At 55.0% G+C, this 17,428-nt stretch carries 14 protein-coding genes; 9 read left to right on the top strand and 5 right to left on the bottom strand.

The genetic code is table 11. The features are described from left to right. Window positions 1-106: 106 nt before the first annotated feature. Window positions 107-991 (top strand): LysR substrate-binding domain-containing protein, encoded by an 885-nt coding sequence (locus ACTJJA_RS06885; RefSeq protein ID WP_420984466.1) that lies wholly within the window; start codon window positions 107-109, stop codon window positions 989-991. Here ACTJJA_RS06885 and ACTJJA_RS06880 read toward each other — a convergent pair. Together ACTJJA_RS06880 and ACTJJA_RS06875 are read right to left on the bottom strand one after the other, a co-directional pair. After that, window positions 982-1,893: a LysR family transcriptional regulator gene (locus tag ACTJJA_RS06880; protein ID WP_440667013.1), complete on the bottom strand. Its 912-nt coding sequence runs from the start codon at window positions 1,891-1,893 to the stop codon at window positions 982-984. The two genes, ACTJJA_RS06885 and ACTJJA_RS06880, sit on opposite strands and share 10 nt — an antisense overlap. Before the next feature lies 1 nt (window position 1,894). Continuing rightward, the gene (locus ACTJJA_RS06875; RefSeq protein ID WP_440667011.1) at window positions 1,895-2,881 is read right to left on the bottom strand and encodes an MBL fold metallo-hydrolase; all 987 of its coding nucleotides are present in this window, start codon (window positions 2,879-2,881) and stop codon (window positions 1,895-1,897) included. Window positions 2,882-3,133: 252 nt separating this feature from the next. Between ACTJJA_RS06875 and ACTJJA_RS06870 the strand changes: the two genes are divergently transcribed. From ACTJJA_RS06870 to ACTJJA_RS06860, 3 genes are all read left to right on the top strand, one after another. Then, complete coding sequence (locus tag ACTJJA_RS06870; RefSeq protein ID WP_440667009.1) at window positions 3,134-4,141, top strand: LacI family DNA-binding transcriptional regulator; 1,008 nt, start codon at window positions 3,134-3,136, stop codon at window positions 4,139-4,141. Window positions 4,142-4,239: 98 nt separating this feature from the next. After that, window positions 4,240-5,628, top strand: a complete 1,389-nt coding sequence (locus tag ACTJJA_RS06865) for a glycoside-pentoside-hexuronide (GPH):cation symporter (RefSeq protein WP_440667007.1) — start codon at window positions 4,240-4,242, stop codon at window positions 5,626-5,628. Window positions 5,629-5,671: 43 nt separating this feature from the next. Next, window positions 5,672-7,027 (top strand): NosD domain-containing protein, encoded by a 1,356-nt coding sequence (locus ACTJJA_RS06860; RefSeq protein ID WP_440667005.1) that lies wholly within the window; start codon window positions 5,672-5,674, stop codon window positions 7,025-7,027. 118 nt (window positions 7,028-7,145) lie between these two features. On the opposite strand, the gene ACTJJA_RS06855 is transcribed toward ACTJJA_RS06860, so the two are convergent. Then, window positions 7,146-7,892 carry a 5'-nucleotidase, lipoprotein e(P4) family gene (locus tag ACTJJA_RS06855; protein ID WP_440667004.1) on the bottom strand — a complete coding sequence of 249 codons (747 nt, stop codon included), beginning with the start codon at window positions 7,890-7,892 and terminating at the stop codon, window positions 7,146-7,148. Window positions 7,893-7,969: 77 nt separating this feature from the next. After that, complete coding sequence (locus tag ACTJJA_RS06850; protein WP_336665902.1) at window positions 7,970-8,497, bottom strand: GNAT family N-acetyltransferase; 528 nt, start codon at window positions 8,495-8,497, stop codon at window positions 7,970-7,972. A gap of 131 nt (window positions 8,498-8,628) precedes the next feature. On the opposite strand from ACTJJA_RS06850, the gene treZ reads away from it, so the two are divergent. From treZ to glgX, 3 genes are read left to right on the top strand one after another with little or no spacing between them, the layout of a single operon-like run. Further along, window positions 8,629-10,416, top strand: coding sequence for a malto-oligosyltrehalose trehalohydrolase (gene treZ, locus ACTJJA_RS06845; protein ID WP_440667001.1), 1,788 nt, complete (start codon window positions 8,629-8,631; stop codon window positions 10,414-10,416). After that, on the top strand, window positions 10,413-12,881 hold the full coding sequence (gene treY, locus ACTJJA_RS06840; protein WP_440666999.1) for a malto-oligosyltrehalose synthase: 2,469 nt from the start codon (window positions 10,413-10,415) through the stop codon (window positions 12,879-12,881). The genes treZ and treY overlap by 4 nt, the downstream gene beginning before the upstream one ends. Window positions 12,882-12,896: 15 nt before the next feature. After that, window positions 12,897-14,972 (top strand): glycogen debranching protein GlgX, encoded by a 2,076-nt coding sequence (glgX, locus tag ACTJJA_RS06835; protein WP_440666997.1) that lies wholly within the window; start codon window positions 12,897-12,899, stop codon window positions 14,970-14,972. A 1-nt stretch (window position 14,973) separates the two neighbouring features. Here glgX and ACTJJA_RS06830 read toward each other — a convergent pair whose 3' ends face one another. Further along, on the bottom strand, window positions 14,974-15,519 hold the full coding sequence (locus ACTJJA_RS06830; protein ID WP_010431247.1) for a winged helix DNA-binding protein: 546 nt from the start codon (window positions 15,517-15,519) through the stop codon (window positions 14,974-14,976). A 201-nt stretch (window positions 15,520-15,720) separates the two neighbouring features. Between ACTJJA_RS06830 and ACTJJA_RS06825 the strand changes: the two genes are divergently transcribed. Together ACTJJA_RS06825 and ACTJJA_RS06820 are read left to right on the top strand one after the other, a co-directional pair. After that, on the top strand, window positions 15,721-16,443 hold the full coding sequence (locus ACTJJA_RS06825; RefSeq protein WP_010431244.1) for a DUF969 domain-containing protein: 723 nt from the start codon (window positions 15,721-15,723) through the stop codon (window positions 16,441-16,443). Next, complete coding sequence (locus ACTJJA_RS06820) at window positions 16,440-17,426, top strand: DUF979 domain-containing protein (RefSeq protein ID WP_100166635.1); 987 nt, start codon at window positions 16,440-16,442, stop codon at window positions 17,424-17,426. Before ACTJJA_RS06825 ends, ACTJJA_RS06820 begins: the two co-directional genes overlap by 4 nt. The last annotated feature ends 2 nt before the right edge of the window (window positions 17,427-17,428 follow it).

Genomic DNA, 17,428 nt, shown 5'->3' with positions numbered 1-17,428 from the left:
CTCCCTCGTTTGAATACCTCCATTCTTATGGCAATGACCAATAGCATCAATTGCATCATTACTGCTAAATTGATAAGTAAATTCATATCAAAAAAGGAGGCGTTCCGTGCAGTTTCGTCAGATGCGCCATTTCATCGTCGTTGCCGAAGAGCTCCACATGCACCGGGCCGCCGAGCGTCTGAACATGGCGCAACCGGCGCTGAGTCAGCAGATAAAGGCGCTGGAGGAACGTTTAGGCGTCACGCTCTTTAGCCGGGCGAACCGCCGCTTGACCCTGACGCCCGCTGGCGAAGCGTTTCTGGTGAAAGCCAGGCTCGCCATCTCCCTGACCGAGCAGGCGGTTCTGGACGCCAGGCAAACGGCAAGGGGCGAGCAGGGGGTGTTAAACCTGGGCTGCGTGTCGAGCGCGATGTTCGACGGCAGGCTGCCCGCCGCGCTGCGCCAGATGCATACGCGCTGGCCGGACATCACCATGTCGCTGGTGACGGGAAATGTGCAGACGCTCTACGCGGCCGTGCAGAGCAATCAGCTGGATGTGGCCATCATACGGGCGCCCTTGCCCACGCTGCCTGACGATCTCCAGAGCCGACCGTTCACCGCCGAGAAAACGGTGCTGGCGCTGTATCGTCAGCATCCGCTGGCGGGCTCATCCGCGCTGACGCTCGCCTCCGTTAAAGATGAAAAATGGATCTCCCTTCGCGACCCGGAGGGAATGGGGCTGGAACAATACTTTTATGACGCCTGCAGCGGAGCGGGTTTTCAGCCGGACGTGGTACAAAATGCGACCGACGTGCCCACCGTGATAAGCCTGGTCTCGGCGGGGTTTGGGCTGGCGCTGCTGCCCGCCTCGGCAAAGGCGGTGAGCGTCGAGAATGTGGTTTACGTGGACATCCTCGACCGGCTGCGGGAGAGCGAGCTGACGCTGGTTTGCCACCGGATTATCCGCTCAGAGGTGCTTAAAAAGTTTCTGGTTACCCTCGATCACACCTGACGTCCGGCGGCCAGCAGCAGCTGCTCGCGCAGCCAGGTATTCGCCGGATCATGGCTGTTTTTCGGGTGCCAGTACATGTTGATGGTAATCGGCTGGAGCGGCAGCGGCGGCGCGAAGAGATCCAGCGTGCTGGCAAACTGTTTCAGCATCCGCTCCGGCAGGGTGCACACCAGGTCGGTACCGGCCACAAGCGCAGGCGCCACGGCGTAGCTCTGCGTCGACATGGCGACGTGCCGCTGGTGGCCCAGCCCTGCGAGGGTTTGATCGACAAAGCCGGTAAACGGATCCCCCGCCGATGACACGACCAGATGAGAAAGGGCGCAGTAGCTTTCCAGATCTAACGGTCCTGTCCCGCGCGGATGGCCTTTGCGCTGTGCGGTGGCAAACGCGTCGTCGATGAGTTTGCGTCTTACCCAGCCGTCGTGGGCTCCCGCGCTTACGCCGATGTAGATATCCACATCGCCGTTTTCCAGCTGCTGCGGCAGTTCGGCCATCTGAGGCAGGGCAAAGCGCAGGCGAACGCCGGGGGCTGCTGCGCCTACATGGTTAAGCAGCCCGGTGCCCAGCATCAGCGCCGGGTTTTCATGCAGCGCGATAACAAAGGTCCGGCTGCTGGTTTGCGCCTCGAACGCGGTGGGGGCAAACATCGCGCTGATGCCGCGCAGCACGCTCTCCACCTGCGGCCTGAGGGCTTCCGCTCTCGGCGTGGGTAACACCCCACGTCCGTGTGGGGAGGGAATAAACAGCGGTTCGCCAAAGAGCGAGCGCAGGCGCGCGAGACGGGCGGACATCGCGGGCTGGCTGATGCCCAGCCGCGCGGCCGCATGGGTGATATTCCTGTCCTGAAGCAGGGCGTCCAGGGTCAGGATCAGGTCTATGTCCATGTCAGTGATGGGCGTCATCTTATTTCGCGCTGCTGGCGTCCCGGTTGGTATAGGTCACAGGGACCCAGACATAGCCGCCGTTTTCGCCTTTGCTGACATAGCCAATACCCGGGAACGGCAGATGTGGCGCGGCAATCAGGTCTTTGTTTTTCACAAATTCCGCGAAAGCATGTTCGCGCACACTTACTGCTTTGTTCTGATCTTCATCGTAGGTAATGGTCACGTCAGGCTGCGGGAACTGGACCGCCGCGGCGTGAATAATGTCGCCCACGAAGGTGATCTTCTCGCCTTTGCTTTCCAGGGTATAAAACGCTGAACCCGGCGTATGGCCTGGATGAACCGTGCCGGTAATACCCGGCAGAAGTTCAGAGGTGCCGCTAAACGGCACGACCTTGCCGGCGTCCAGATAGGGCTTTAAGGTCTTCTGCGCGACGGTAAAGTAGTTCTTGCCGTAGCCGGTTTTTTTCTGGTTGTCGTCGTTAAAGAAAAAGTCGATGTCCGGTTTGCCCACGAAAACGCGGGCGTTGCTGAACACCGCCTTGCCGTCTTTTACCAGGCCGCCAGCATGGTCGGAGTGGGCGTGAGTCAGCAGGACTTCAGTAATGTCCTGCGGCTTAATTCCCTGCGTGGCGAGGCTCTCAATCAGACGTCCGCCGTTGCCGGGGCCAAACAGCTGGCCTGAGCCGGTATCCACCAGAATTTTATGTCCGGGCATCGCAATCAGGAAAGCGTTGATGGACACCTCAGCCGGGTTAGTCTGGTAATTTTTCGCCAGCAGTGCATCAATGTTTTGCGGCGTCGTCCGGCGCAGCAGCTTGTGCAGATCCTGCGCGACGCTCCCGTCCGTAAACGAGGTGACAAGCACATCGCCGACCTGAACGCTGTATCCGCCCGCCGGTTGTTTAACGACGTGCTGGGGCGTCTCTGCAAACGCCTGCAGCGCAGGGTAGAAAAGCAATGAACTGGAAATCAGCGTGGACAGAGCAAGTTTTTTCACGGTAAGCATACGAGTCTCCTTTGAAAGTGCTCATCTTACTTCTCCGTAAAATTATAAGAACCTGCCTAATAATGATAGGACCTATAAATAGGATGGATAGGTCCAGCGGGAAAACAGCGACTCACGTTTCGCGACGCAAATGGAAAAATGAGAGCGTGAACCGGAATTCATGTAACGAAACAACATGTGAACTGGCTTACATTTTAGACCTCTATCACACTTTATAGTGACGTCACTGTATAGAGGGTGCGTTTCAACATTATGGCTTCCATTAAAGATGTCGCAAAAAAAGCTGGAGTATCAACAGCTACCGTATCGCGGGTGCTGAACAATCACCCCAGCGTGGTGCCCGAAACGCGTCGGGCGGTACATGATGCGATGGATTACCTGTGTTATGTACCCCATAAAAGCGCGATTCAACTGAGCGGTAAATGCTCAGGCCTGATTGCCGTCGTGCTGCCGAATCTGGTCAACCCACATTTCTGCGAACTGCTGGCAACGTTTGAGGAAGAAGCGCGATACATTGGCAAAACGGTGATCGTTAAAACGCACCAGAACCAGCCGCAGCAGGATAAACAGATCGTTCACACCCTGATCGGGATGGGAATTGACAGCCTGCTGTGGGTTCCGACGGAAGCGGAAGCTGAGCTTGCACAGTGGCTTACCGCAACACACATTCCGGTTGCCGTGGTGACACAGGTTTCCCGTTTTTTTAACTCGGTGTCGATCGATCAGAGCAAAGGCGCGGAAAAGATTGCGGAACATTTTATCCAGACCGGACATACCGCATTAGGTTTTATTGCACAGGAGGGCGTAGACAATCGAAAAGTATCCGCCTGGAGTAAAAAAATTACCAGTCACGGAATAGCACTTAATCCACAGAACCAGTTCTGGATAGCAAAAGGTGAGGTTGAAAAAATATCAGGCCATATCAGTATCCTTGACGATATTATAGAAAAATTAGCCAGCCGAAAAACGGTATGCACGGGCCTGATGATCTATAACGACGTCGCTGCCAGCTACATTATTGACGGGTTGAATGCTAAGGGCTTATGCATTCCACAGGACATTGCCATCGTCAGTTTCGATAATACACTGCTGGCGCAGACCAGGAAAATGACCAGCATCGCACAACCGATAAATGAAATTGCGCATCTGGCATTTCAGATGGTTAATAATAACAAACAGGAAAGTATCGAAATGGTTGAAATAGACTCTCGCCTGATTATCCGTGAGAGCAGCATCACCCTTAATATCACTACGCTTTAAGTATTTATTAATCATTTGCAAGTGGAAGAGGGTAATGTTTCCCTGGCTTCACAGGGTAAACCTTGCTTTGTATTTATTATCAATATTTAAGGATATATATGACAGCCGCAGATAAACACAGCGCTTATGAAAAATTGAGTCTGAAAGAAAAAATCGGCTACGGTATGGGCGATGCTGGGTCATGTATGATCTGGAGCGTGCTGGCGCTATATCTGACCTGGTTTTATACCGACGTGTATGGCCTTGATGCCGGTATTGTCGGGACCCTTTTTCTGGTCATCCGTATTTTTGACGCCTTCAGCGACCCCGTCATGGGCGCAATTTGCGATCGTACCCGAACCCGCTGGGGTAAGTTCCGGCCGTGGCTGCTGTGGATGGCCGTACCGTTTGGTCTGGGCGCAGTGTTGATGTTCACAACGCCAGACCTGAGCATGAATGGGAAAATCATTTATGCATGGGTTACCTATCTGGTTATGTCTTTAATTTATACAGCAATAAACATCCCGTACTGCTCGGTGGCTGGGGTTATTACGCTTAATCAGAAAGAGCGTCTGGGCTGTCTCTCATGGCGTTTCTTCCTGAATGGTCTCGCCACGCTGATTGTGTCCTCCTCCATTTTGCCGTTAACCGATTGGCTGGGCGACGGTAATCGGGCATCTGGCTTTCAATTGACCATGATGATTATGGGGGGAGCCGCCACATTAATGTTCTTGTTCTGTTTTTCCACTATCAAAGAGCGCGTGGTCTCGATTAAGACCAATGACTCCTTAAGAAAGGACCTTAACGACATTATTAAAAATGACCAATGGCTGCTGATGATCACCATTACCTTCCTGAACGTTTTTCCAGCATTCATTCGGGGGGCGGTAACCATCTATTATGCTACCTATGTGATGCAAGCCTCCATAGGATTTATCACCTTCTTTATGGCTCTCGGCGTGGCCTGTAATATGCTGGGCAGCGTTATTGCGAAACCTCTGACCGATCGTTTTGATAAAGTTAAACTCTTTCGCATCATTAATATTATTCTCGGCATACTTTCCTTTGCCCTGTGGTTTGTCGACCGGCATTCACTGACGCCGCTGCTGACGCTGTTTATCATCATCAATATTCTGCACCTGATTCAGTCTGGGCCAATTTTGTGGGCAATGATGTCCGATGTCGACGATTACGGTGACTGGAAGTTTGGTAAACGTCTGACCGGTATTTCTTTTGCCGGAAATCTCTTCATGCTGAAAATGGGGCTGGCTGTCGCCGGAGCTATTGTCGCATGGATACTGTCCTGGACCGGTTATGTTGCGAATCAGGCGCAGCAAAATCCGCAGACCCTTCAGGGCATTATTATGATGTTTTCGTTATTGCCGATGGTGAGCTATTTCTTTAGCGCATGGATAGTGCGCTATTTCAAACTCAACCAAACGTTCCTTGAAAAAATTAAAGTCGATCTCGCTAAACGTGAATTAGAAGCTAACTCTACTTACGCGTAGCTATAAGCCTGCTCAATATTAATAGACCAGAAGGATTTTATACATGTCGAGTAATAATTATTACGATGTCACTAAGTGGAATACCGGTAATCCGTATGATGACATAGGTGAAGTGATTAATAGCATTATCGCAGATATTAAGAGTCGGCAAACAAACGCCGATGTGAATGAAGGGGGTAAACCCGGCGCGGTGATTTATATTCCACCCGGCGATTATCATCTTCTGACGCAGGTTGTCATTGATATAAGTTATTTAAAAATCATGGGTTCCGGGCATGGTTTTACCTCTTCCAGTATCCGCTTTAATACGCCAGAAAGCGACTGGCCAAACTGGCATGAATTATGGCCGGGTGGCAGCCGTATTCTGGTGGATATGTCACCTCAAGAGGGGGGCGAGGAATCAGCCGGAGCCGCATTCTATGTTGCACGCAGTGGTGACCCGCGAATAAGCTCGGTCGAGTTTGCTGACTTCTGCATTGATGGTTTGCACTTTGTTGACGACGGTTCTGGAAGCAATGACCCGGAGAACAGCTACCTTAACGGTAAGACCGGCATTTACATTGCCAGCGCGCAAGACTCCTTTCGCATCAGCGGCATGGGGCTGGTCTATCTCGAGCACGGCGTAGCGATTTATAATGCCGATGCCCTGGCTATCCATAACAACTTCATCGCGGAATGTGGTAACTGCATTGAGCTACGTGGATCCGGTCAGGCTTCAAAAATCACCGATAACCTGATTGGTGCGGGCTACAGAGGCTACTCTGTTTACGCTGAAAACTTCGGCGGCCTGTTGATTACCGCTAATAATATATTCCCGCGCGGAAAAAGCAGCGTGCATTTCTCCGGGGTGGTTCGCTCCTCGGTCAGCAGCAACCGATTCCATTCGTTTTACCCGGGCATGCTGGTCCTCGAAGAAGGGAGCGCTGAAAACCTGGTATCGTCAAACCATTTCTTCCGCGAGCGTGAACCCTGGGGGCCGATGCAGAGCTACAGTAACGGCTTAGATGATTTATATGGCCTGCTGTATATCAGCGGCGATAATAATTCCGTCATTGCCAACCATATTTCCGAGACAATTGATACGCAATATATAACCCCACCGGGCGCAACTCCGGTCATTATTCGGGTGGTGTCCGGTAAAGGAAATTATATTTCTGATAATCATATTGTTGCCACAACCGAAACCACTGTTGAAGCGGCAGCGGCAGACGCCAGCGCGTGTTTCGCTACGCAGGTGAATGCGTTACTGGCGACTGAGGGTCTTGAAGCGCTGACGGTAACAACCGTCCAGATTGAAGCGGCATCGGTGCAAAATACCGTATTGGATTCCGGCACTGACGCTCAGGTCGTGATGGATAAAACCGCGAATGCCTTCAGAGCGACGCCCACGCCTGCGTGAAAGATGTTGATGAATATTTAGCATCCCAGAAAATGTAAGTATCGCCCGGCGGCGCTACGCTTGCACGGGCCTACATTCAGGACGTAGGCCCGGTAAACGCAGCGCCGCCGGGCAAAACTCATGGTTTCCAGCTGTCCAGGGAGACTTTCGACCAGGCGCCATAAGCGGCGTTAGGCAGCACAATCCAGTCATCGCCGAAGTGTGCTTTGCTGGCCTCAACCAGCTCGCGCTGCTGCTCGCTCGGCTTCTTGTTTTTAAACTGCACGGCGAAATCCGGCAGGCTGTCGCCAAACAGCATCACGATCTGCTGCTTTTTGAGGATGCTCTGGCGACGCTCTTCCTTGCTGACCGTATCCAGAAGCACGCTTTCATCGGATACCTGCGGAAGTCCCAGGGCTTTTAACGTTCTGAGCGTATCGGCTTTATTTTCCTGCATGCGGTCCGAGACATAATAGATACGGACATTGCTTTGATTCACATGGTCAAGAAACGCCTTCGCGCCAGGAATTAAGCCGGGTTTTCCCTGTTTCTCCCAGTCGCTCCAGGTGTCCCATTTTGTATAGTCGTGACACTGCTCCGTGTCGCGCACCAGCAGAGGGGTGTTATCCAGTACCGTTTCATCCAGATCCATTACCACGGCGTAATTTTCAGGCGTTTTAAGGTCTTTTACCTTTTCGCTGAAACGCTCGGTGGCAAACCGATACGTCTGCAGCTGAAGAGCCATAATCTCTGCCGATTTCTGCTGATAGCGCAGCGCCATTTCGTACGCTTTGGGTTCACACAGGTCGCGCTCAGCGGCCGTCGCCGCTGCCGTTGCACTCAAAACAGGTAATGCCAGCAGTAATGCCTTAGCCATTGAATTCACACTTCTTTCCTCAACACCGTGGTTAAAATCCCGAAAGCGTAATGAAATCTAATGACAGAAATATGAAGGCTGCGTTACTACACCAGCATGTAATACCAGAACAGGGCGACTTCGTCTTTTTCCGGTAAGGCGTTGTAGAGAAAACGATCGTATCCGCCCAGGGTAAACCCGTAGTTACGGTAAAACAGACAGGCAGAGACGTTCACATTTTGTGTTTCAAGCCGTAATCCCGGCGCGTTTACGCTGCGGGCCCAGACGTGGGCGGCGGCCATTAATTTTTGCGCAGCGCCGGTTCTGCGTTTTGTTCGCTCAACGGCAATATAATCCACTGAGATAAACTTATTCCAGCCGATTGACGCAGTAATAAATCCGGCGATTTCACCGTCATCCGTTTCGGCGATAAGAAATATTGCATCCGGGTTAACGCAGTGGTTTTCAAGGGTTTGAATGTCGAGCTCATAGGTTTTTGTCCAGGGCTCGGCGACGGCATCGATATGCAAATCGCAATGGATAAAGGGCTCTCGCGCAATATGGCTAATGGTGAAAGAAAAGTCACAGCATTCAAGACGTACGAGGTCAGTATTTAATCCTTTTCGAATCTGCATAGTATTCCCTGTGGTGAGTTATTTCATAAAGAATAGACGAAGCGGTTAAATCCGCTGAGCTAACACACTTTTCATCCTGAACTAAGCTTGTACTTCGTTTCGCGTAAAATGCGGTCATTCGAGGACAAGGAATGGAATTCAGAACATGTCAAAGGCACTGGGGTGCTGAGTATATTTCCGATGACGTTGTCCGCTTTCGCGTCTGGGCTGAAGGACAAAAAAATCTCACGCTGCGTCTTAATGATAACGACATTCAGATGGTTGCCAGCAGCAATGGCTGGTTCCAGGCTGATGTTCCGGGCATCAGGCATGGCGCAGAGTATCAGTTTGTTTTACAGGACGGCATGACCGTTCCTGACCCTGCGTCACGCGCTCAGAAAGGGGATGTTAACGGACCATCGGTTGTGATCGATCATCGCCGGTATGCGAACGTTAACCATGACTGGAAAGGGCGTCCGTGGGAAGAGACGGTCATTTACGAACTGCATATGGGTACCTTTACCCCGGAGGGCACCTTCCGGGCGGCCATCGACAAGCTGCCGTATCTGGCAGAGCTCGGAATTACCCAGCTTGAAGTGATGCCCGTCTCTCAGTTTGGCGGATCCCGCGGGTGGGGCTATGACGGCGTGCTGCTGTACGCTCCGCACGCCGCCTACGGTACGCCGGAGGATTTTCACGCGTTTATCGACGCCGCGCACGGGCTGGGGCTTTCGGTGGTACTGGATATTGTGCTCAACCACTTCGGCCCGGAAGGGAATTATCTGCCCCTGCTGTCGCCCGCATTTTTCGATGCGGATCGGATGACGCCGTGGGGCAACGGCATTGCTTACGAGCGCGAGCCGGTGAGGCAGTACATCACTGAAGCGCCGCTTTACTGGCTGACGGAATATCGTCTGGATGGTCTACGGTTTGATGCCATCGACCAGATCAAAGACACCTCGGATACGCATATTCTTGAGGAGGTAGCCGAAAAGATCCGAGAAGCGATCCCGCACCGTCACGTTCATCTGACCACGGAAGACAGCCGCAACGTGATTTTCCTGCATCCGCGAGATGAACAGGGAAATACGCCACTGTTCACCGCCGAGTGGAATGATGACTTCCACAATGCCGCCCACGTGTTTGCCACCGGCGAGACGCACGCGTACTACCAGGATTTTGCCTTTGAGCCGGAGAAAAAATTCGCCCGGGCGCTGGCGGAAGGCTTTGTCTATCAGGGCGAGGTTTCTCTGCAAACCGGTCAATCGCGCGGCGTGGAGTGCCACACCCAGCCGCCACCGTTCTTCGTCGATTTTATTCAAAACCACGATCAGACCGGGAATCGCGCCCAGGGGGAGCGGCTCATCACGCTGGCGGGCGCGGAAAAGACCCGCGTGCTGCTGGCGACGCTGCTTCTTTCACCCCATATCCCGCTGCTGTTTATGGGCGAGGAGTTCGGTGAAACCCATCCGTTTCTTTTTTTCACGGATTTCCATGGCGAGCTGGCAAAAGCCGTGCGGGAAGGGCGCGCGAAGGAGTTTACCGGCCATGCCGGGCACGATGAAACCGTCCCCGATCCTAACGATCTGAACACGTTTGTTCGCTCAACGCTCGACTGGGATAAGCTGTCACAGGAGGAGGGAAAATCATGGCTGCGCTTTACCCAAAGCCTGCTTACGCTGCGACATCGTCATATCGTCCCGCTGCTGCGCCAGGGCGGAACCGTTGAGGGCAAGATCCTGCACACGGCGCACGGCAGGGTCGCGGTGAGCTGGCAGTTCCCGCAGGGGACGCTGTCGATGGCGCTGAATATTGGCAAAAAACCTGCCCCAATGCCCGAACTGGCCGGAGAAACCCTCTTTAGCTGGCCGGAGACGGGAGACGTTTTGACGCCGAACAGTATTGTTGTTCGCTTTGCTGATGGAGAAGCCGCGTTATGATCCCTTCCGCCACGTACCGCATACAGTTTCGCAATGGCATGACGTTTGACCGGGTAGTTGCTCTGATCCCGTATTTCCGCGATCTCGGCATTAGCCATCTTTATGCGTCACCTGTTTTTACCGCGACAACGGATTCCACCCACGGTTATGACGTTACCGACCCCAATGAAATTGACCCCGCGATAGGCGGGCGAGACGGTTTTAACCGCATGGCCGCGGCGCTCAGGCAGGCTGGCATGGGGCTGATACTGGATATTGTCCCTAACCATATGTCGACCTCGCTGGAAAACCGCTGGTGGCGAGACGTGATTGAGCACGGCAAACAGAGCCGCTACGCGCGTTATTTCGATATCGACTGGTCGCGACCGCTGACGCTGCCGTTTCTTGGCGATACCTTTGAAGCCGAACTGGAGAAGGGTGTCATTAGGCTTCATCGTGACAGTGTCACGAATAAGGCCGCGCTGGTCTATTACGACACGGCCTATCCGCTTAACCCGGGTACCTGGGACGAGAACAAAAGCATCGCCGAACTGCACGAGGCACAGAGCTGGCGGCTGATGTCATGGCGCGAAGCGCCGAAGCAGCTGTCGTGGCGACGCTTCTTTGAGATAACCGGGCTGGTCGGCGTCCGGGTTGAAGACGAACAGGTTTTTCACGACACGCACCGCCTGATCCTCGAGCTGGTTCACGACGGGACCGTTGACGGCCTGCGCATTGACCATATTGACGGGCTTGCGGATCCGCTGGGGTATCTGCAGCGCCTGCGCCAGGCCACGGGGCCAGACTGTTACATCACGGTGGAAAAAATCCTCGCGAAGGGAGAACAGCTCCCGGCCGAGTGGCCCGTGTCCGGCACGACGGGGTATGAATTCATCGCCTCGCTGGCGGAGGTATTGGTGGATGACAATAGCCTGGAGCGTCTGGAGAAAGTCCATAACGAGACGCTTGGCGTTACGGTCGATCGGCAAAACGCGCTGCGGGATGCCAAAGGGCTGATGACCGACCGCAACTTCGAAGGGGAATTTACCACGCTCCTCAACCTCGCCCGCGATTTGGCTCAGCACAACGGCGTTGAGATACAGACGGATGATATTCACCATGCGTTACGCGAACTGCTTATCGCCTTTCCGGTTTACCGCACCTACGGGACGGCGGAGGGGTTAACGCCTTCTGACGTTACGCTGTTGAGCCGCGTTGTCGCCAGTGTGAACGCCTCAGAACCCGCGCTTAGCCTGATCGTGCGGATTCTGACCGGCGATCTGCCGGAGCGTGACCGCGATGCGGCAACCCTGTTCAGGACCCGTTTCCAGCAGTTGACCGGGCCGCTGATGGCGAAGTCCGTGGAAGATACGCTGTTCTTTCGCCACAACCTGGAGCTTGCGCTTAATGAAGTGGGGGCCGACCCGACGCCGCGCGCCTTCTCGCTGTCGCGTTTCCATCAGGAGATGCGCATCCGTCTTGCCCGTCAGCCCGATGCGCTGCTGGGCACCTCGACGCACGACACCAAGCGCGGGGAGGATGCCCGGGCGCGCCTGTATACGCTGACCGAAGCGCCCGAGCAGTGGGGCGAAAATCTGGCCCGCTGGCGGCAGATGAACCAGACGCACGTGCGTTTCCTTAACGACGGCACCGCGCCGAACGCCGCTGATACCTGGATGATTTATCAGGCGATGGCTGGCGTCTGGCCTGCCACGCTCTCACCCGACGACCGGGACGGGCTGCAAACCCTTGAAGCGCGTTTCCTCGGTTTTATCGAAAAAGCGCTGCGCGAGGCCAAGCAGCGAACCGACTGGATCGACAGTAACGAGAGCTATGAAAACGTGGTGATGGACTATGTTCGTCATCTGCTGTCGCCCGACAACACGCTGTTCCTGCATGATTTCAGTGAAACCTTACAGCCGTTTGTTCGCGCAGGCCTGATGAACAGCCTGAGCCAGACGGTGATTAAACTTACCGCGCCCGGCGTACCGGACATCTATCAGGGCAGCGAAGCACTCAACTTTAGCCTGGTTGACCCGGATAACCGACGCGAACCGGACTTCGCTGCGCTGGTGCACAACCTCAGTACGGCGAACATCAGGGTATTTAACGACGAACAGTGCTGGCGGGACGGACGCGTGAAGCAGTATGTCACTGCCACGCTGCTGCGGCTGCGTCCGCACTACCCGGCGCTGTTCCGCTACGGCGACTGGCTGCCGCTTAAAGTGACCGGTGAGCGCGAGGAGCATTTGATTGTGTATGCGCGCGTGAAGGACGACGAGGCGCTGATTGTTGCTGTGCCGCGCCTGGTTTTCAGTGTCACCAGGAACGAAAAACTGTGGGTCAATACCTCGGTAGCCATACCCGAAGAGCTGGTCGGGAAGCGCTATCGCGATGTGTTCAGCGGTGAAAGCCGCATTCTGCAAGAGACGCTGGATCTAACGTCAGAAAAGGGATGTGTATTGGTTCTGCTTACCTGCGAATAATCGTGGAGAACGAAAATGGCAAAGGATAACAGGTTTGAAATTCGGGCCGGTCACGGCCAGCAGTTGGGCGCAAACTACGATGGAAAAGGCGTGAACTTTGCGCTCTTCTCCGCGCACGCAGAGCGGGTGGAGCTCTGCCTGTTTGACCCGTCCGGGAAAACGGAAATTGCCCGGCTGGAACTCCCGGAATATACCCATGAAGTCTGGCACGGCTACGTGCCCGATCTAAAGCCCGGTGCGCTGTACGGCTATCGCGTCTATGGTCCTTATGACCCGGAAAACGGCCACCGCTTCAACCCGCATAAGCTGCTTATCGACCCGTACGCGCGCGAACTGGTGGGCGATATCGACTGGAACGACGCCCATTTTGGCTATGAGCTTGGGCATGATGAACTGGATCTCAGTTTTGATACTCGCGACAGCGCGCCGTTCACGCCCAAATGCAAGGTTATCGATCCGGACGCCTTCGACTGGCAGGACAACAACCGGCCGGAGGTGCCCTGGCCGCATACCGTTGTCTACGAGAGCCACGTGAAAGGCTTTACCCAGATGAACCTGGCCATTCCGCCCCAACTGCGCGGGACGTTTGAGGGGATGGGGCACAAAGCCTCGGTCGATTACATCAAGAGTCTTGGCATCACCTCGGTTGAGCTGCTCCCGGTTCACTGGTTCCCGGACGATCAGCATCTGCTTGACCGCGGGCTGAAAAACTTCTGGGGCTATAACACGCTGGGCTTTTTCGCTCCGGCGTCGCGCTACTACGGCCCGGCGGGGATCCAGGGTTTCCGCGACATGGTGCGTGCGTATCATGATGCGGGCATCGAGGTCATTCTGGACGTGGTGTATAACCACACGGCGGAAGGTAACGAGCTTGGGCCAACGCTCTCGTTTAAGGGCATTGATAACTACAGCTATTACCGCACGCTGCCGGACCAGCACCGGTATTACATTAACGACACCGGGACGGGAAACACGGTCAACACCTCGCACCCGCGGGTGCTGCAGATGGTGATGGATTCCCTGCGCTACTGGGCGGAATCGATGCATATTGACGGTTTTCGCTTTGACTTAGGGACCATCCTCGGCCGCGAGCCGGAAGGGTTTGATCCGCGCGGCGGTTTTTTTGACGCGGTCACCCAGGATCCGGTGCTCTCTAAGCTTAAGCTTATCGGCGAACCCTGGGATATCGGTCCCGGCGGCTATCAGGTCGGCGGTTTCCCGCCGGGCTGGGGCGAGTGGAACGACAAATACCGCGACACCGTCCGCGAATACTGGAAGGGCGATAACGTCTCAACCGATTTTGCCGCGCGTCTGCTGGGCTCCGGCGATCTCTACGATCTGCGCGGTCGTCGTCCGTGGGCCAGCGTTAACTTCATCACCGCTCACGACGGCTTTACCTTGAACGACCTGGTGTCGTACAACGAGAAGCACAACGCCGACAACGGAGAAGATAATAACGACGGGCATAACGATAATCGCTCGTACAACTATGGCGAAGAGGGGCCGACGGAGAACCCGGATATTATTGTCACGCGCGAGCGGCAGAAGCGTAATTTCCTGACCACGCTGCTGTTCTCCCACGGCACGCCGATGCTGCTGGCGGGCGACGAGTTTGGCCGCACGCAAAAGGGCAATAACAACGGCTACTGCCAGGACAGCGAGATCTCGTGGATAGACTGGAAGGGGCTATCCGAAAACGACGAGGCGCTGCGCGATTTTACCCGCCGTCTCATTGCCCTGCGCGCTTCACAGCCGTTACTGCGCCGTGAAAGCTGGCGCGACGGGCTGGAGATCCGCTGGTTTAATGCCGGAGGCGGGCCGCAGCAGGAGGAACAGTGGGATGAGGGCTCGACGCTCGGGGTCTCCATCAGCAGGTCGGATCTCAAACAGGAGGACGGCATCTGGCACGATGTGCTGATGTTGTTTAACCCGTTTGAAGGCCCGGTTCCGTTCCAGATCCCGCAGTTTGGGGAAGGTGGATGGGTGCTTGAACTGTCTACGGCTGAAGATACTGCCGCCGGAACGGTTATCACCCAGGCCGTAGATTACGAACTGGCCGGACGCAGTATCTCGCTTTTCAGACGTCCTTAACTCACAGCGATGCCGCCGCCCGTGCGGCGGTATCATACAGGGAGGAGATCGTGCGCAGCAGCTGCGCGGTTTCCCCGATAGACGTTCCTGAAATACCGCTCTCTCCATGAATGTTAATCAGGCAGGCTTCCCGCACGTCGCGGTACTTCATGCATAAGGCTTTGCCTTCCTCCGTGGTCGAGAAAAAGAGCTCCTTGCCCGCTTTCTCACTCGTCACATAGCCCGCTTTCACCAGTTTCTTTAGCGCATAGGTCACCACGTGCGTGTCCTCCACGTTCAGGACAAAGCAGATATCGGCCAGCTTTTTCTTGCGGTTGCGATGATTCACATGATGCAGCAGCGACACGTCAAACGCCCCCATATCCGGCTCGCCGGCAGCCGTCATGCAGCGCACCATCCATTTGTTAAACGCGTTGCTGGTCATGATCAGCGCGTATTCCAGCTCCGATAGCTCCGCGCAGCGTTCCGACACCAGGTGGCGAGAGGAGACGATGCGGCCATCCGTAATATCGTCGTGATTTGAGGCAACACTCTTTTTTGAGGTCATAACGTTCCTTAGCCAGAAATGTAAACTCATCGATAAAATAAGAACATTTTATTGATAAATTGTTTACATGTTTTTGAGGTTCAGATATAGCTTTTTAGCGCAGGTTTTGCGAAGCCTGCCAACAAAACACAACATCGCTCGCCGCAAATTAAAAAAATAGCCGTCGGCGCGCAACGCTCACTTTGGATAGGGTAAACGTTTATGGACGGTACTACGCTGTTGCCGCTGATCGGGATACCGATCGTGGTTATTGGTTTTGCACTGCGCTTCAACCCGCTGCTGGTGGTCGTGGTGGCGGGGCTGGCGACGGGTCTGCTGGTCGGGATGGATTTTGGGATGCTGCTGGAGACCTTCGGTGAAAAGTTCGTGAATAGCCGATCGCTGGCCACCTTCATCCTGATCCTGCCGGTGATTGGTCTGCTGGAATACTACGGGCTGAAAGAGCGCGCCCAGGCCTGGGTGGCGAAGATCGCCAGCGCTACCTCGGCGCGCATTCTGATGCTCTATTTTGTCGCCCGTGAAGGGACCGCGGCGCTGGGTCTCATGTCTCTTGGCGGCCATGCCCAGACGGTGCGCCCGCTGCTGGCCCCGATGGCCGAAGGGGCGGCGCTGAACGAATATGGCGAACTGCCGCAGCATATCCGCGACAAAATCAAAGCCCATGCCGCCGCGTGCGACAATATCGCGGTCTTTTTTGGTGAAGATATCTTTATCGCCTTCGGTGCGGTTCTGCTGATTGACGCTTTCCTGAAAGAGAACGGGATCCAGGGGATCGAACCGCTGCATATCGGCCTGTGGGCTATTCCCACCGCCATTGCGGCATTAATTATTCATATGACGCGCCTGTTGCGCCTGGATGCCAGCATTCGTCGCGACGTCATGGCCTGGCGTGCAGAGCAGGGTAAACAGGAGGTGGCGCAATGATGACGCTTATCACCATTAACCGCGTGTACTACCTCATCGGCTTTGTCGTGATGCTGCTGGTCGTGATGACCCTGCGCGATCGCGCCAATCCGAAGCGTTTTACCACCGCGCTGTTCTGGTTCTTGTTTGGCGGGATCTTCCTGTTTGGCGACCTGATGGTGCAGGAGCTGGGGAAATCCCTGGCGTACCGGATCATTGGTGGCGGCGTCATCGCTATCGCGCTGCTGGCGGGCTTTGGTCTGGTCGGGAAAGGGCACTATAAAATGGCCTCCGACGAGGAGCGCGTTGCCTCATCGAACCGGCTCAAAAACTGGCTGTTCCTGCCCGCGCTGATGATCCCGGTGGTGACGGTTATCGGAACGCTGTTCCTGAAGGGCGTGTCGATTGGCGGCGTTTATCTTCTCGACCAGAAACAGCTTACCCTGGCGGCGCTATGCGTGGCCTGCGTCGCGGCGATCCTCACCGGATGGTGGCTAACGAAGGGAACGCCGCTGCACGCTATCCGCCAGTCTCGTCGTCTTGTCGACACCATCGGCTGGGCGGTGATCCTGCCGCAGATGCTGGCGATGCTCGGCGGCGTGTTCGTGGCGGCCAATACCGGCGATTCGGTACAGAAGGTGGTCAGCCTGTTCGTGAACCCGGATAGCCGCTTCATGCTGGTGGTGATTTACTGCGTGGGTATGGCGCTGTTTACCATGATCATGGGTAACGCCTTTGCCGCTTTCCCGGTATTAAGTGCCGGCATCGCCTTACCGTTCCTGATTAACGTGCATCACGGCAACCCGGCACCGTTGCTGGCGATTGGCATGTACGCGGGCTACTGCGGCACGCTGATGACGCCGATGGCCGCGAACTTCAATATCGTTCCCGCCGCGCTGCTGGAGCTGAAAGACAAGTATCAGGTGATCAAGATCCAGATCCCGACCGCGTTAACCCTGCTGGTGGTGAACGTGTTCTTAATGTATTTCCTCGTGTTTCGCTAAGG

It is taken from the genome of Enterobacter sp. 22452, assembly GCF_052045065.1.
In the GTDB taxonomy this organism is placed as follows: Bacteria; Pseudomonadota; Gammaproteobacteria; order Enterobacterales; family Enterobacteriaceae; genus Enterobacter; species Enterobacter mori.
Note: the sequence above shows the minus strand (reverse complement) of the source record. Positions and strands in the feature narration are given on the sequence as shown.

Bases quoted from the DNA above. Each gene is read 5' to 3' on its own strand.
- treY (WP_440666999.1), top strand. From the start codon at position 10,413: ATGATCCCTTCCGCCACGTACCGCATACAGTTTCGCAATGGCATGACG.
- ACTJJA_RS06830 (WP_010431247.1), bottom strand. From the start codon at position 15,519: ATGACCTCAAAAAAGAGTGTTGCCTCAAATCACGACGATATTACGGAT.
- ACTJJA_RS06870 (WP_440667009.1), top strand. From the start codon at position 3,134: ATGGCTTCCATTAAAGATGTCGCAAAAAAAGCTGGAGTATCAACAGCT.
- ACTJJA_RS06880 (WP_440667013.1), bottom strand. From the start codon at position 1,893: ATGACGCCCATCACTGACATGGACATAGACCTGATCCTGACCCTGGAC.
- glgX (WP_440666997.1), top strand. From the start codon at position 12,897: ATGGCAAAGGATAACAGGTTTGAAATTCGGGCCGGTCACGGCCAGCAG.
- treZ (WP_440667001.1), top strand. From the start codon at position 8,629: ATGGAATTCAGAACATGTCAAAGGCACTGGGGTGCTGAGTATATTTCC.
- ACTJJA_RS06865 (WP_440667007.1), top strand. From the start codon at position 4,240: ATGACAGCCGCAGATAAACACAGCGCTTATGAAAAATTGAGTCTGAAA.
- ACTJJA_RS06825 (WP_010431244.1), top strand. From the start codon at position 15,721: ATGGACGGTACTACGCTGTTGCCGCTGATCGGGATACCGATCGTGGTT.
- ACTJJA_RS06850 (WP_336665902.1), bottom strand. From the start codon at position 8,497: ATGCAGATTCGAAAAGGATTAAATACTGACCTCGTACGTCTTGAATGC.
- ACTJJA_RS06820 (WP_100166635.1), top strand. From the start codon at position 16,440: ATGATGACGCTTATCACCATTAACCGCGTGTACTACCTCATCGGCTTT.
- ACTJJA_RS06860 (WP_440667005.1), top strand. From the start codon at position 5,672: ATGTCGAGTAATAATTATTACGATGTCACTAAGTGGAATACCGGTAAT.
- ACTJJA_RS06875 (WP_440667011.1), bottom strand. From the start codon at position 2,881: ATGCTTACCGTGAAAAAACTTGCTCTGTCCACGCTGATTTCCAGTTCA.